This window comes from Caulobacter sp. GW821-FHT10F06 (genome assembly GCF_058809215.1).
Window position 1 is genome coordinate 68,749 of record NZ_JBXASK010000007.1, and the last position, 13,428, is coordinate 82,176.

General features: G+C 67.8%; 13 protein-coding genes and 2 tRNA genes. 10 read left to right on the forward strand and 5 right to left on the reverse strand.

What is annotated here, in order from left to right; genetic code table 11:
* Nucleotides 1–139: 139 nt before the first annotated feature.
* The 3 genes from AC1RUS_RS16350 to AC1RUS_RS16360 form a co-directional block, all read right to left on the reverse strand.
* Entirely contained in the window at nt 140–1,903 is a 1,764-nt protein-coding gene (locus AC1RUS_RS16350) for a DUF885 domain-containing protein (protein ID WP_492917646.1), read from the reverse strand.
* Between the two features lie 120 nt (nt 1,904–2,023).
* Nucleotides 2,024–2,098: transfer RNA gene (locus AC1RUS_RS16355), tRNA-Gly, on the reverse strand.
* A 46-nt stretch (nt 2,099–2,144) separates the two neighbouring features.
* A tRNA-Gly gene (locus tag AC1RUS_RS16360) sits at nt 2,145–2,219 on the reverse strand.
* A 149-nt stretch (nt 2,220–2,368) separates the two neighbouring features.
* On the opposite strand from AC1RUS_RS16360, the gene AC1RUS_RS16365 reads away from it, so the two are divergent.
* Nucleotides 2,369–3,229 carry an SDR family oxidoreductase gene (locus AC1RUS_RS16365; RefSeq protein WP_492917647.1) on the forward strand — a complete coding sequence of 287 codons (861 nt, stop codon included), beginning with the start codon at nt 2,369–2,371 and terminating at the stop codon, nt 3,227–3,229.
* Nucleotides 3,230–3,357: 128 nt separating this feature from the next.
* Here AC1RUS_RS16365 and AC1RUS_RS16370 read toward each other — a convergent pair whose 3' ends face one another.
* The gene (locus AC1RUS_RS16370) at nt 3,358–4,227 is read right to left on the reverse strand and encodes an alpha/beta fold hydrolase (RefSeq protein WP_492917648.1); all 870 of its coding nucleotides are present in this window, start codon (nt 4,225–4,227) and stop codon (nt 3,358–3,360) included.
* 54 nt (nt 4,228–4,281) lie between these two features.
* Between AC1RUS_RS16370 and AC1RUS_RS16375 the strand changes: the two genes are divergently transcribed.
* From AC1RUS_RS16375 to AC1RUS_RS16385, 3 genes are all read left to right on the forward strand, one after another.
* The gene (locus AC1RUS_RS16375; protein WP_492917649.1) at nt 4,282–5,463 is read left to right on the forward strand and encodes a glycosyltransferase family 4 protein; all 1,182 of its coding nucleotides are present in this window, start codon (nt 4,282–4,284) and stop codon (nt 5,461–5,463) included.
* The gene (locus AC1RUS_RS16380; RefSeq protein WP_492917650.1) at nt 5,460–6,431 is read left to right on the forward strand and encodes a glycosyltransferase family 9 protein; all 972 of its coding nucleotides are present in this window, start codon (nt 5,460–5,462) and stop codon (nt 6,429–6,431) included. Before AC1RUS_RS16375 ends, AC1RUS_RS16380 begins: the two co-directional genes overlap by 4 nt.
* Before the next feature lie 115 nt (nt 6,432–6,546).
* Nucleotides 6,547–6,936, forward strand: coding sequence for a GIY-YIG nuclease family protein (locus AC1RUS_RS16385; RefSeq protein WP_492917651.1), 390 nt, complete (start codon nt 6,547–6,549; stop codon nt 6,934–6,936).
* Nucleotides 6,937–6,938: 2 nt separating this feature from the next.
* Here AC1RUS_RS16385 and AC1RUS_RS16390 read toward each other — a convergent pair whose 3' ends face one another.
* Complete coding sequence (locus AC1RUS_RS16390; RefSeq protein ID WP_492917652.1) at nt 6,939–7,538, reverse strand: YitT family protein; 600 nt, start codon at nt 7,536–7,538, stop codon at nt 6,939–6,941.
* Nucleotides 7,539–7,762: 224 nt separating this feature from the next.
* On the opposite strand from AC1RUS_RS16390, the gene infC reads away from it, so the two are divergent.
* From infC to pheT, 6 genes are all read left to right on the forward strand, one after another.
* Entirely contained in the window at nt 7,763–8,284 is a 522-nt protein-coding gene (gene infC, locus AC1RUS_RS16395) for a translation initiation factor IF-3 (protein ID WP_492917653.1), read from the forward strand.
* Nucleotides 8,285–8,521: 237 nt separating this feature from the next.
* Nucleotides 8,522–8,722 (forward strand): 50S ribosomal protein L35, encoded by a 201-nt coding sequence (gene rpmI, locus AC1RUS_RS16400; protein WP_007672148.1) that lies wholly within the window; start codon nt 8,522–8,524, stop codon nt 8,720–8,722.
* Between the two features lie 13 nt (nt 8,723–8,735).
* Nucleotides 8,736–9,095, forward strand: coding sequence for a 50S ribosomal protein L20 (gene rplT, locus AC1RUS_RS16405; protein WP_492917654.1), 360 nt, complete (start codon nt 8,736–8,738; stop codon nt 9,093–9,095).
* Nucleotides 9,096–9,325: 230 nt separating this feature from the next.
* Nucleotides 9,326–10,399, forward strand: coding sequence for a phenylalanine--tRNA ligase subunit alpha (gene pheS, locus AC1RUS_RS16410; protein ID WP_492917655.1), 1,074 nt, complete (start codon nt 9,326–9,328; stop codon nt 10,397–10,399).
* Nucleotides 10,399–10,803: a hypothetical protein gene (locus tag AC1RUS_RS16415; RefSeq protein WP_492917656.1), complete on the forward strand. Its 405-nt coding sequence runs from the start codon at nt 10,399–10,401 to the stop codon at nt 10,801–10,803. The genes pheS and AC1RUS_RS16415 overlap by 1 nt, the downstream gene beginning before the upstream one ends.
* Complete coding sequence (gene pheT, locus AC1RUS_RS16420; RefSeq protein ID WP_492917657.1) at nt 10,800–13,274, forward strand: phenylalanine--tRNA ligase subunit beta; 2,475 nt, start codon at nt 10,800–10,802, stop codon at nt 13,272–13,274. Before AC1RUS_RS16415 ends, pheT begins: the two co-directional genes overlap by 4 nt.
* Nucleotides 13,275–13,428 lie beyond the last annotated feature (154 nt).

Below are 13,428 nucleotides of genomic sequence, written 5' to 3' on the forward strand. Positions count from 1 at the left end.
GCGCGAGATTTCAAACGCTCGTGAGGACCCCCTCCGGCCCTCCGGGCCACCTCCCCCAAAGGGGGAGGATCTACGCCCAGCAGATGCTCCCCCTTTGGGGGAGCTGTCGCGGAGCGACTGAGGGGGTCCTCAACGGCGCCTACTTCTTCTGCTCAGCAATCCACCCATCGATCCGCTGCTCCAGCACCGCCATCGGCAGCGAGCCCTGCAGCAGCACCGCGTCGTGGAACTTGCGCTCGTCGAACCTGTCGCCCAGCGCCGCCTCGGCGCGGTGGCGCAGCTCCAGGATCTTCAGCTCGCCGACCTTGTAGGCCAGGGCCTGACCCGGCCACGACACGTAGCGGGCCAGCTCGACCTCGATGTTCGTCGACGACAGGGCGGTGTTGTCGGTGAAGCAGGCGCGGGCCTGTTCCAGGCTCCAGTGCTTCCAGTGCATGCCGGTGTCGGCCACCAGCCGGCAGGCGCGCCACATCTCGTAGGAGAGGCGGCCGAACAGTTCATAGGGGTCGCGATAGATCCCCATCTCCTCGCCCAGCCATTCCGAATAGAGGCCCCAGCCCTCGCCGAAGGCGTTGAAATAGAGCCCCTTGCGGAACTCCGGCGCATTGGTCTGCTCCTGGGCCAGCGAGGTCTGGATGTGGTGGCCCGGCGCGCCCTCGTGCAGCACCAGGGCCGGCAGCTCGTAGAGCGCCCGCTGGTCCAGTTCCGAGGTGTTGATCATCAGCCCGCCGGCCCGGCCGGTCTTGGGATCGCCGCCGAAATAGCGGCCGGTCGTGTAGCCCTTCTCGATGCTGGCCGGCACGGGACGCACGCCGTAGGTCAGACGCGGCAGGGTTCCGAAGTGGGCCGGCAGCTGGTCGTCCGAGCGCTTGGCGATCTCGCTGGCCTTCTCCAGCAGTTGCTGGCGGCTGGTGGCGTAGAACTTCGGGTCCTTGCGCAGATAGGCGATGAACTCGGGCAGCGTGCCCTTGAAGCCGGTCTGCTCCATCACGGTCTGCATGCGGGCCCGGATGCGCTTGACCTCGCTCTGACCCAGGTCGTGGATCTGGTCGGGGGTCATGTTCGTGGTCGTGTGTCGACGGACCAGGAAAGAGTAGTAGCGCTGTCCGTCGGGCAGGTCGGCGGCGGCCAGGCTCTTGGCGGCCTTGGGCAGGTATTCGGTCTGCATGAAGGTCACGAAGCCAGCGCGGGCCGGGGCGATCTTCTCGGCCAGGATCTTCTCGCCCTCGGCGATCAGGGCGGTCTTGCGGTCGGCGGGGACGCTGGCCGGCAAAGCGCGCAGCGGGGCCAGCAGCGGTTCCTCGGCCACCGGCGTGGCGGCGGTGCGCCTGGCGCGGTCCAGCACCGACTCGGCGGTCGGCACGGCCTGCACGAAGCCGCCGGCGATCCCGCGACGAGCGTTGGCCAGGTTGGCGGCGTACCAGTCCGGCGTCCTGGCGATCAGGTCCAGCCACTTGCGGGCCTCGGCCTCGTTCTTCAGCCGCATGCCGTTGGCGCGATAGAGCAAGGCGACGTCGAAGCCGCCGTCGCTGCTGAACGGCATGCGCGACTCGTCGAACGACAGGCCCTCGATCCGGTCGTCCAGCGAGTACTTCAGGATCTGGGCGGTCAGGCGCTCGTCGGCGCTCAGGCCTGCGGTGTCGACGGCTTCCAGCAGCTTGCGCGACTCGACCAGCTTGGCCTTGCGGGCGGCGTCGGCCTTGGGACCCACGGTCGGCAGCTTCCAGCGGGCGGCGTCCTGGCCGCCGCCGTCGTCATCGTCGCCGCCGGCGTTGGCGGTCTCGTAGGCCTTCACCGCCTGGGTCAGCTTGTCGCCGGCCGGCGAGGCCAGCGCCGTGCTGGTCATCAAGGCGACGGCCAGCAGGCCGGAAACGGCCCAGCGGGCATGACGACGATCGAACATCTGAACTTCCCCGAAAAATACGCCGGGGAGTTAGATCAGGAATCACGGCGACGCCAAAGCCCGCCCGAACCTGTCAGGCGGCGGAGCCGAAATCTGCTTTTCAGGAGGCTGTCGAGAAATTGGAGCGGGCGAAGAGATTCGAACTCTCGACCCCAACCTTGGCAAGGTTGTGCTCTACCACTGAGCTACGCCCGCATCCGGATTTCTCGGGTCTCGTTCCACCCTCCAAGATGCTGGAGAATGGAGCGGGCGAAGAGATTCGAACTCTCGACCCCAACCTTGGCAAGGTTGTGCTCTACCACTGAGCTACGCCCGCATCGTGGAAGCGAAAGAACCGCCCCGCGACGAGGAGGCGGCTTATGGCAGAGCGATCCGGCCTTGGCAAGCGCCCTTTGAGGGGTTGCCGAGCGCGTTTTTTCGGGGGCTCATTCGGCCCCTCTTTTTCGGGGTGGCGGAGTTTCGATCTTGCGTCTGTTCGTGTTCGGCCTGGGCTATGTCGGCGAAGCTTTCGCCCAGGCCCTGCGGGCTCGCGGCTGGGATATCGCCGCCTCGGCGCGCTCGCCCGAGCAAGCCGAGGCCCTGCGCGCGGCCGGGATCACGCCGGCCGATCCCAACGACAGGGACGCGATGGCGGCCGCCCTGACGGGGGTCAACGCCGTGCTGATCACCTCCCCGCCGGGCGAGGACGGCTGCGCGGCGCTGGAATCGGTGATTCCCGCCCTCGCCCAGGCCCAGGCCTTTCCCGACTGGATCGGCTATCTCTCGACCACCGGCGTCTATGGCGACTTCGAGGGCCGCTGGGTGTTCGAGACCAGCCCGCTAAAGGCCCAGTCGATCGAGGGCGCCCGCCGGGTCGGGGCCGAGCGCGACTGGCGCCAGGTGGGGCGCGGCATGGGCCTGACGGTCGCCACCTTCCGCCTGCCCGGCATCTACGGCCCCGGCCGCAGCGCCCTGGACCGCCTGCGCGCCGGCGAAGGCCGCCGCATCGTCAAGCCGGGCCAGGTGTTCAGCCGCATCCACCTGGACGACATCGTCTCGGGCCTGCTGGCCTCGCTGGACCAGCCCCGGGCGGGCGGAATCTACAATCTGTGCGACGACGAGCCGGCCCCGCCGCAGGACGTCATGGAATACGCCGCCGGCCTGCTGGGCGTTCCGGTCCCGCCGGACCTGCCGTTCAACGCCCTGGGCATGTCGCCCGCCACGCGGCGGTTCTACGCCGAGAACAAGCGCGTCTCGAACGCGCGGGCCAAGGCAGAGCTGGGGTGGCGGCTGAAGTATCCGACATATCGGGAAGGGTTGGCGGCGATCCTAGCGGGCGGGGGCTAGCTCAAACGCCGTGCGTCCTTCGAGGCCCGCTGCGCGGGCGCCTCAGGATGAGGAGTTGTTTGCTGTCTTCCTCATCCTGAGGTGCGCGCTCCTGAGCGCGCCTCGAAGGACGCAGAGCGCTTACCGCCCTACTCCTCGTCCGGGCCGATGTCCGCCGCAGCCCAGGCCGCAGCCGACGCCAGGCTCGAACCCCGCGCCCGCGCCGCCCGCGCCAATCGCCGCGCCACCGGGTCGTCGTCGATCTCGACCAGCGAGCGGGCCTCGACCACCGCCGCGACCAGGCGCTCCAGGTCCTGGGGCCGCGACAGGCGATGGTCGCCGTCCTTGATCAGGGAGAAGACGACGTCGTCGCTCTTGAGGCTGTTGGCCAGCTCCAGGGCGTGGGTCCAGGGCACGTCGGCATCGGCGCCGCCCTGCAGCACTCGCACTGGGACGTCGATCGGCACGTCGCCCTGCAGGATCGACCAGCGCGCGCCGTCTTCCAGCAGGTCGCGGGTGATGGCGTAGCCGCCGTCGTCATAGTCCGAGGGCCGGATCCAGAAGCCGTCCTTGGCGATGGCGGCCTTGGCCTCGTCCGACAGTTCCGGCGCCATCAGCTTCTCGGTGAAGTCCGGGGCCGGGGCGATCAGCACCATGGCCTTGACCCGCTCGGGCCGGGCGATGGCCGCCAGGCACGACAACCAGCCGCCCATCGACGAGCCCACCAGCACCAGCGGCCCCTCGGTCAGCTCGTCGATCACCGCCAGAGCGTCCTCGCGCCAACGGGTGATCGTGCCGTCGCGGAACTGGCCGTCCGACTGGCCGTGGCCGAAATAGTCGAAGCGCAGATAGGCCCCGCCAGTCGCCTGGGCCTGGTCGGCCAGCACCTGGGCCTTGGTCCCGGTCATGTCGGAATGGAACCCGCCCAGCCACACGACGGTTGGCCCTTCTCCGGCCACCCGACGGTAGGCGATGCGATTGCCGTCGGCGCGAGCCAGGAACTCCAGGGATTCGGTCATGGCGCGGCCTTGATCCTTTCGCTAACTAAACCAGTCATCTCAGACGAGAGTCGCGTGCCCGACCTACCCGCCGATTTCACACTGCTGCAGGTAACGCCCGAACTCGAGACGGGCGGCGCTGAACAGACGACGATAGATGTCGCCCACGCTGTCGTGGCGCAAGGTGGCAAGGCGTTGGTCGCCACCAAGGGCGGACGCATGGCCTCGCGGCTCGAGGCCGACGGCGGCCGGCTGGCCCACATGCCGGCCCAGTCGAAGAACCCGCTGGTCATGCTGGGCAACGCCGCGCGGCTGATCGACCTCATCCGGCGCGAGAAGGTCAGCCTGGTCCACGCCCGCTCGCGAGCCCCGGCCTTCAGCGCCCTGTGGGCGGCGCAGGCGACCAAGATCCCGTTCGTGGCCACCTATCACGGCGTCTACAACGCCAAGTCCAACCTCAAGCGCTGGTACAACGCGGTGATGACCAAGGGCGACCTGGTGATCGCCAATTCGGAATACACCCGCCAGCACGTCATCAAGGAGCATGGCGTCGATCCGGCCAAGGTTGTCGCCATCCCCCGCGGCGTCGACCTGTCGCGCTTCGAGCCCGGCCTGGTCAGCGCCGAGCGGGTCGAGGCCCTGCGCAAGGCGTGGGGCGTGGCTGCGGACGAGCGCCGGCTGAAGGTGCTGCTGGCCGGCCGCCTCACCCGCTGGAAGGGCCAGGCCCTGCTGATCGAGGCGATGGCCCGGCTGAAGGGCGCCGGCGATCCGCGCATCCTGCTGCTGCTGGTCGGCGACGACCAGGGCCGCAAGGCCTATCGCGCCGAGCTGGAGGCCCAGATCGCCGCCGCCGGCCTGGAGGACGACGTCCGCATCGTCGGCCATTGCGACGACATGCCGGCCGCCTATCTGGTCGCCGACCTTGCCATTGCGCCCTCACTGGAGCCCGAAGCCTTCGGCCGCACCGCCGTCGAGCCGCAGGTGATGGGCAGGCCGGTGCTGGCCTCCGACCACGGGGCGGCGCGCGAGACCGTGCTGCCCGGCGAAACCGGCTGGCTGGTCGCCCCCGGCGACGCCGAGGCCTGGGCCGAAGCTCTGGTCTTGGCCCGCGACGCGGGAGCCGCGATGCGTCAAACCCTTGGACAAACGGCGCGGGCCCGCGCTCGACGGTTGTATTCGGTGGACGCCATGTGCGAAGCCACACTTGAAGTCTATGCGCGCGTGCTGGAAGCCAGAGTTTTGGAGCGGAGACCTTGAGCAAGGAGATCAAGAAGGTCCTGGTGATCAAGCTGGGAGCCCTTGGCGATTTCGTTCTGGCGCTGGCGGCGATGAAGAAGATCCGTGAGGCCCATCCGAAGGCCAAGATCACGCTGCTCACCACGCCGCCCTTCGAGGCGCTGGCCAAGCTCAGCCCGTACTTCAACAGCGTCGAGACCGATGGCCGTCCCGACGACTTCGGCGACCTGACCCAGATGCTGGGGCGCCTGCGCAAGGCGCGCTACGACCGGGTCTACGACCTGCAGACCAACAGCCGCACCAACTGGTACTTCCAGGCCTTGCGCCCGTTCCCGCCGCAATGGAACGGCATCGCGGCCGGCTGCTCGCTGCCCCAGAAGGGCAAGGCCCGCCTGCACATGCACACCCTGGAGCGCCAGGCCGACCAGCTGAAGGCCGCCGGCATCTGGCCGGACGCCCCGACCGAGCCGGGCAGCGCCCCGCCGCCGGACCTGTCGTGGATCCTGCGCCGCACGAAGGAGCCGCGCCCCGTGGCCGGCGCCGCCGCGCCGCGTCCCTATGTGCTGTTCGTGCCGGGCGGCTCGGCCCATCGGCTCGAGAAGCGCTGGCCGGTCGAGGCCTTCGCCCAGTTGGGCTCGCTGCTGAAGGCCCGGGGCCTGGACATCGTCATCATCGGCGGTCCGCAGGAAAGCGCCATGGCCCGCCAGATCCAGAAGGCCGTGGGCCAGGCCCGCGACCTGACCGGCCGCACCGACTTCGCGCAACTGGCCGTGCTGGGCGCCAAGGCGGCGCTGGTGGTCGGCAACGACACCGGCCCGACTCACCTGCTGGCCGCCTGCGGGGCGCCGACCATCGCCCTGTTCTCGGACGCCTCGAACCCGGACCTCTGCGGCCCGCGCGGCCACGTGGCGGTGATCAAGTCCCCCGACCTGAAGGCCCTGCCCGTCTCGACCGTGGCCAGCGCCGCGATGAGCCTGTTGCCGCATTAGAGTCGCAAGAGCGGCGAGCGCCCTAAAAACCTTGTCATCCCGGGCGAAGCGAAGCGCAGACCCGGGACCGCCCAACCCACTATTCTTTTGCGAGATATGACGACATACTCTCGCTATGCGAGAGTACTCCTACGCCGTCTATCTGATGACCAATACGCGTCGTGGCGTGCTGTACTGCGGCGTCACATCAGATCTGATTTCCCGCGCCATCCAGCATCGTGAGGGTGCGATGGAAGGCTTTACGCGCAAATACGGATGCAAAAACCTCGTCTGGTTCGAGATTCACACAGACATCGAAGAAGCCATCCGTCGCGAAAAGCTCATCAAGCGCTGGCATCGCCCCTGGAAATTTCAGTTGGTCGAGAACCGCAATCCCGAGTGGGTTGATCTCTTGCCAGCCTTGCTCGGCGAAACCGAGTTCCCCTGGTACGAACCTGCCGCCGTTCCGGGGTTTGATGGTCCCGGGTCTTCGCTACGCTTCGCCCGGGATGACAATCTGGTTTAGCTTCAATACCCCGCGTACCGCCCAGGCCGGTGATTGGCGATGATCACCATGCTCAGCGCCACGGCCGACAGGATCGACAGCAGCAGCTTGTCCCAGCGGATCACCGCGAAGGCGGCGATCACCACCAGGCAGTCGGCGATCATCTGCACCTTGCCGGCGCTGATCCCGCGCTTTTCCTGCAGGTAGAGCGCCAGCACCCCCACCCCGCCGACGCTGGAGCGGTGGCGGGCCAAAGCCAGGATGCCCATGCCGATGATCGTGCCGCCGAACACGGCCGCGAAGATCGGATCCACGCCCGTCACCTTCAGCCAGTGGGGCATGCCGAAGGCCAGGCCCGCCAGCAGCAGGTTGGTCGCCAGGGTCTTGCCGGTGAACGCCCAGCCCAGGGCCCGCTGCGCCAGGATGTAGAACGGGATGTTCAGCACCAGGAACACCGTCCCGACCGGCCAGTTGGTCAGGTACGAGATGATCAGGGCCACGCCGGCGACGCCGCCGGTGACCAGGCCGGCGGTCTTCAGAAGGGTCAGGCCCACGGCGATGAAGCTGGAGCCGATCAACAGCGCGTGGACGTCCTCGATCGGGGTGTGGCGATGGGGATTCATGGCGGGGCCGGCGACTATCCGAGAACGAAGAACGAGGTTCCCGCCCGACCGTTTCCCGCCCCTTCGCCGCCTTGGGCCCGAAAGGATCGGCGCCGTAGGCGTGTCTTTGGCTTGCGCCGCTTGATACAGGGCGCCCGGCAGGTCATATATCATTTCCTCGCAGCGCGTCTCCGCGCAGCGCGATTACCTTCAACTGTACCGGAGCCGCCCCTATTCGCCGTCCTATGCAAACGCCGCCCGTCAAAGACGGACCGCGTATCAACGATGAAATCCGTGTCCCGCGCGTCCTGCTGATCGACCAAAACGGCGAGAAGCAAGGCGAGATGCCGACCGCCTCCGCTCTTGAAGCGGCCGAGGAGGCAGGCCTGGACCTGGTGGAAATCGTTCCGAACGCCAATCCTCCCGTCTGCAAGATCTTGGACTACGGAAAGTTCAAGTTCCAGGAGCAGAAGAAGAAGAACGAGGCGCGCAAGCGGCAGAAGGTCGTCGAGCTCAAGGAAATCAAGCTCCGCCCGAACATCGACATCCACGATTACGAGGTGAAGGCCAAGGCCATGCACCGGTTCTTCGAGGAGGGCGACAAGGTCAAGGTGACCCTGCGTTTCCGCGGCCGTGAAATGGCTCACCCGGAACTGGGCATGAAGCTGCTCATCAAGGTCAAGACCGACTTCGAGGAAGTCGCCAAGGTCGAGTACGAGCCACGCATGGAAGGCCGGCAGATGATCATGATCCTGGCGCCGCGCTAAACCGCGCCGTCTGGTTCTTCCGAAAGCGCCCTGGCGGTCTCGCCGGGGCGTTTTTCGTTTTGGGCTCCGATGGGCCGCGCCAGGTCTTCCGGATGCGTCCGCCCGGGACCTAATCGCTTGCCATCCCCGACTCTTTCCCGTAGTAACCCCGCCTTTCCGGAACCGCCTGGCCGATTGGCATGCCATGGCGGTTCGTCATGCTATCTCTAGAGGACGGGGCGAAAGCTCCGACGCGAAATGCCTAAGTTGAAGACGAAATCGGGCGCCAAGAAGCGCTTCAAGATCACGGCCACGGGCCTGCTGAAAGCCGGCGTCGCCGGCAAGCGTCACCGTCTGATCGGCCACAACGGCAAGTACATCCGCCAAAACCGCGGCACGAAGGTCATGAGCGAATCCGACGCCAAGACCATCCGTTCGTACCTGCCCTACGGCCTTTAAGGAGCGCTGACACATGGCTCGCGTCAAACGGGGCGTTACCGCCCACGCCAAGCACAAGAAGGTTCTTGAACAGGCCAAGGGTTTCTACGGCCGCCGCAAGAACACCATCCGCACCGCCAAGGCCGCCGTCGATAAGGCCGGTCAATACGCGTACCGTGACCGCAAGGTGCGCAAGCGCGCCTTCCGCTCGCTGTGGATCCAACGCATCAACGCCGGCGCTCGCACCGAGGGCTTCACCTACTCGCAATTTATCCACGGCCTGGACGTGGCGGGTATCGTGATCGACCGTAAGGTCCTCGCCGATATCGCGGGCGCCGACCCGGTCGCGTTCAAGGCCATTGCTGACAAGGTCCGCACCGCCCTGGCCGCCTAAGGTCTTTTTCGGGTTCGTCCCGATTGCGATCTAGAAAAGCCCTCCGGTGCGAACCGGAGGGCTTTTTGCTGTTCCGAACACACTGTCATCCCGGCCAAGCGCGAAGCGCGCCGAGCCGGGACCGCCGGAAACGCATGAGCTTGCCGTGGTCCCGGGTCTTCGCTGCGCTACGCCCGGGATGACAATCGAAGTTCCAACCCAACCCGAAACCGCCTAGACGGATGCCCGTCATGACAGATCTCAAAACTCTCGAATCCGACGTGCTGGCGCAAGTCGCCGCCGCCTCGGACCTCGCCGCCCTCGACGCCGTGCGGGTCGCCGCTCTTGGCAAGACCGGCTCGATCTCCGGCCTGCTGAAAACCCTGGGCGCGATGAGCCCCGAGGAGCGCAAGGATCGCGGCGCCGCGATCAACGCCCTGCGCGACGTCGCCCAGACCGCCATCGCGCAGAAAAAGGCCGCCCTCGAGGCCGCCGAGCTCGACGCGCGCCTGGCCAGCGAGACCCTGGACCTCTCCCTGCCGGCGCCCTACCGCCGCAAGGGCAGTGTCCACCCGACCATGCAGACCCTGGACGAGATGGTCGCCATCTTCGCCGAGATGGGCTTCGCGGTCGCCGAAGGCCCGGACATCGAAGACGACTTCCACAACTTCACGGCCCTGAACTTCCCGCCCAAGCACCCGGCGCGGGAGATGCACGACACCTTCTTCTTCAATGAGAAGGGGAACGGCGAGAAGATGCTGCTGCGCACCCACACCAGCCCCGTGCAGGTGCGGACCATGGTGTCGCAACAGCCGCCGATCCGCATCATCGCGCCTGGCCGCACCTATCGCGTCGACAACGACGCCACCCACACGCCGGTGTTCCACCAGGTCGAAGGCCTGGTGATCGACAAGGGCATCCACATGGGCCACCTGAAGTGGACCCTGGAAACCTTCCTGGCGCGGTTCTTCGAGACCGACGCGGTGACCACCCAGTTCCGGCCGCACCACTTCCCGTTCACCGAGCCTTCGGCCGAGATGGACGTGCAGTGCGACCGCTCGGGCGGCGAGATCAAGATCGGCCAGGGCACGTCGTGGCTGGAGATCCTGGGCTGCGGGATGGTGCACCCCAACGTGCTGCGCGCCTGCGGCATCGATCCGGACGTCTATCAGGGCTTCGCCTTCGGCATGGGCGTCGATCGCCTGGGCATGCTGAAGTACGGCATGCCCGACCTGCGCGACATGTGGGCCTCCGACAGTCGCTGGCTTTCGCACTATGGGTTCAGCGCCTTCGCCGCGCCGAACGCCGCTTCGGGACTGAGCTGATGACCGACCAGAAGAGCTTCCAACCGGGCGGCCGCCCCGGCCGTATCCCCACCGACGCCTCGGCCAAGGTGTTTGAGAACCTCGACATCTCGCTGTTCGATCTCTATCGCGCCAACTTCTGGAAAGAAGAACAGATCCTCACGGGCCGTACGTTCCGCAACTGCCAGATCGAGGGACCGGGCGTGATGCTGGTGCTGCCGGGCACGACGTTCGACACCACCGATTTTGGCCAGACCGGCGGCGACATCCGCAACCTCGTCCTGCGCCCCGCCGGGCCGCAGAAGGTCATCGGGACCATTCCCGTTCAAGATTGCGCCTTCATCGGCTGCGTGTTCCACGGCGTCGGCTTCACCGGCCCCGAGGCCTTCCTGCAGCAGATCCTGGCGCTGGAAACACCGAAATGAAGTTCACCCTGTCCTGGCTCAAGGACCATCTTGAGACCACCGCCACCGCCCCCGAGATCGTCGCCGCCATGACCATGGCCGGCCTCGAGGTCGAGCACGTCACCGATCCGGCCACCAAGCTGGCCGCCTTTACGGTCGCCAAGATCGTCGAGGCCGTGCAGCACCCCAACGCCGACCGTCTCCGCGTCTGCCAGGTCGACACCGTCGACGGCCGCAAGGAGATCGTCTGCGGCGCGCCGAACGCCCGCGCGGGCCTGACCACCATCTACGCCCCGATCGGCGCCTATGTGCCCGGCCTGGGCGTGACCCTGGTCGAGAAGCCCGTCCGCGGCGTCGTCTCCAACGGCATGCTGTGCTCGGCTGCCGAGCTGGAAGCCGCCAGCGAGAGCGACGGCATCATGGAGCTGCCGGACGACCTGGCCGTCGGAACCCCCGCCGCCACGGCGCTGGGGATGGAAGCCGTCATCGACTTCGAGGTCACCCCCAACCGTCCCGACTGGCTGGGCGTCGCCGGCATCGCCCGCGACCTGGCGGCCGCCGGCGTCGGCAAGCTGAAGGACCTGTCGATCGCGTCCGTGCCCGGGACCTTCCCCTGCCCGATCGCGATCAAGGTCGACGGCGAGGCCTGCCCGGTGTTCGCCGGCCGCCTGATCAAGGGCGTCAAGAACGGCCCGTCGCCCAAGTGGCTGCAGGACCGCCTGCTGGCCATTGGCCTGCGTCCGATCAGCGCCCTGGTGGATATCACCAACCTGATCTCGTACGACCGCGCCCGCCCGCTGCACGTCTATGACGCCGCCAAGCTGGTCGGCTCGACCATCGAGGCCCGGCTGGGCCGCGGCAAGGCCGAGGCCACGCCCGGCGACCAACCCTCGCCGGCCGAGCATCACGACGAGCAGCTGATCGCCCTGGACGGCAAGACCTATGACATCACGCCCGAGATGTGCGTGATCGCCGACGCCGAGGGCAATCGCCCGATCGGCCTGGGCGGCGTCATGGGCGGCGAGAGCACCGGCTGCTCGGACGAGACGGTCGACGTCTTCGTCGAGTGCGCCTGGTTCGAGCCGATCCGCATCGCCCAGACCGGCCGGTCGACCGGCATCGCCAGCGACGCCCAGTACCGCTTCGCTCGCACGGTCGACACCGGCTCGGTGGTCCCAGGCCTGGAACTGGCCACCAAGCTGATCCTCGAGCTCTGCGGCGGCGAGCCGTCGGAGATCGTCGTGGCCGGCGAGGCTCCGGCCGCGCCGGGGCCGTTCCTGTTCGACCCGGCCTATGTCGAGACCCTGTCAGGCCTGTCGATCGCGCCCGAGAAGAGCCTGGACATCCTCAAGGCCCTGGGCTTCTCGATCGCCGCGCCCAAGGACGTGTCGGCGACCACCTTCGCCACCCATGCCGACAGCGAAGTCTGCGTCACCCCGCCGACCTTCCGCCGCGACGTCGAAGGCAAGGCCGACCTGGTCGAGGAAGTCGCCCGCATCGCCGGCTACGGCGCCCTGCCCTCGACGCCCCTGCCCGAGGTCCCCCGCGCCGTCGGCGGTGTCCTGACGCCCAAGCAGGCCCGCGTCCGCGTGGCGCGTCGCGCCCTGGCGGCCGCCGGCTACGCCGAGGCCCTGACCTACAGCTTCACCAACCAGAAGACCGCGGCCCTGTTCGGCGGCGGCGCTCCGGAACTGGTGCTGGCCAATCCGATCGCCTCGGAACTGGACTGCATGCGCCCGTCGCTGCTGCCCAACCTGATCGAGGCCGCCGGCCGCAACGCCCGTCGCGGCTTCCCCGACGTGGCGCTGTTCGAGGTGGGCCCCACCTTCCACGGCGACCGTCCGCAGGACCAGAGCACCATGGTCGCCGGCATCATCGCGCCGAAAGCCCCGCGCGGCTGGGACAAGGCCGCGCAGGACGACGTCTTCACGGTCAAGGCCGACCTGCTGGCCCTGCTGGAAGAGCTGGGCGCGCCGGTCGACAAGCTGCAGACCTCGCAAGGCTCGGCCTCGTCCTGGTGGCACCCGGGCCGTTCGGCGCGCCTGCAGCTGGGCCCCAAGGCGGTGATGGCCGAGTTCGGCGAGATCCACCCGGCCGTGCTGAAGACGCTGGACGTCGCCGGCCCGGTCTATGGCTTCGAGATCACCCTGGAAGCGATCCCCGAGCCGAAGAAGAAGGCCACCAAGGGTCGCCCGGCGTTCTCGCCCTCGACCCTGATGCCGCTGACCCGGGACTTCGCCTTCCTGGTCGAGAAGGCCAAGCCGGCCGGCGACCTGGTCAAGGCCGCCGTCGGCGCCGACAAGGCGCTGATCACGGCCGCCCGGGTGTTCGACGTCTATGAAGGCGCCGGCGTGCCGGACGGCTTCAAGTCGATCGCCTTGGAGGTGGTCGTCCAGCCGCGCGAGGCCACGCTCACCGACGTCGAGATCGAGGCCCTGTCGGCCAAGGTCGTGGCGGCGGCCGAGAAGGCTGGCGGCAAGCTGCGGGGGTAGTTCGAGACTCGCCCCCTCCTGACCGCTTCGCGGTCGTCCTCCCCCATAGGGGGAAGAGCGCCGAAGGCGCGGAGGGGGCAAGTGTTCAAGCTTGAGGCGCCCGCGCCCATCGTTCGAACAAATTGTCCGCCCCCGCGACCGATCGCCTCTTCTG

What these genes read in the sequence shown, in the direction of transcription:
- rpmI (WP_007672148.1), top strand. Translation starts at nt 8,522, where the DNA reads ATGCCTAAGTTGAAGACGAAATCGGGCGCCAAGAAGCGCTTCAAGATC.
- AC1RUS_RS16415 (WP_492917656.1), top strand. Translation starts at nt 10,399, where the DNA reads ATGACCGACCAGAAGAGCTTCCAACCGGGCGGCCGCCCCGGCCGTATC.
- pheT (WP_492917657.1), top strand. Translation starts at nt 10,800, where the DNA reads ATGAAGTTCACCCTGTCCTGGCTCAAGGACCATCTTGAGACCACCGCC.
- AC1RUS_RS16370 (WP_492917648.1), bottom strand. Translation starts at nt 4,227, where the DNA reads ATGACCGAATCCCTGGAGTTCCTGGCTCGCGCCGACGGCAATCGCATC.
- AC1RUS_RS16350 (WP_492917646.1), bottom strand. Translation starts at nt 1,903, where the DNA reads ATGTTCGATCGTCGTCATGCCCGCTGGGCCGTTTCCGGCCTGCTGGCC.
- pheS (WP_492917655.1), top strand. Translation starts at nt 9,326, where the DNA reads ATGACAGATCTCAAAACTCTCGAATCCGACGTGCTGGCGCAAGTCGCC.
- infC (WP_492917653.1), top strand. Translation starts at nt 7,763, where the DNA reads ATGCAAACGCCGCCCGTCAAAGACGGACCGCGTATCAACGATGAAATC.
- AC1RUS_RS16385 (WP_492917651.1), top strand. Translation starts at nt 6,547, where the DNA reads ATGCGAGAGTACTCCTACGCCGTCTATCTGATGACCAATACGCGTCGT.
- rplT (WP_492917654.1), top strand. Translation starts at nt 8,736, where the DNA reads ATGGCTCGCGTCAAACGGGGCGTTACCGCCCACGCCAAGCACAAGAAG.
- AC1RUS_RS16390 (WP_492917652.1), bottom strand. Translation starts at nt 7,538, where the DNA reads ATGAATCCCCATCGCCACACCCCGATCGAGGACGTCCACGCGCTGTTG.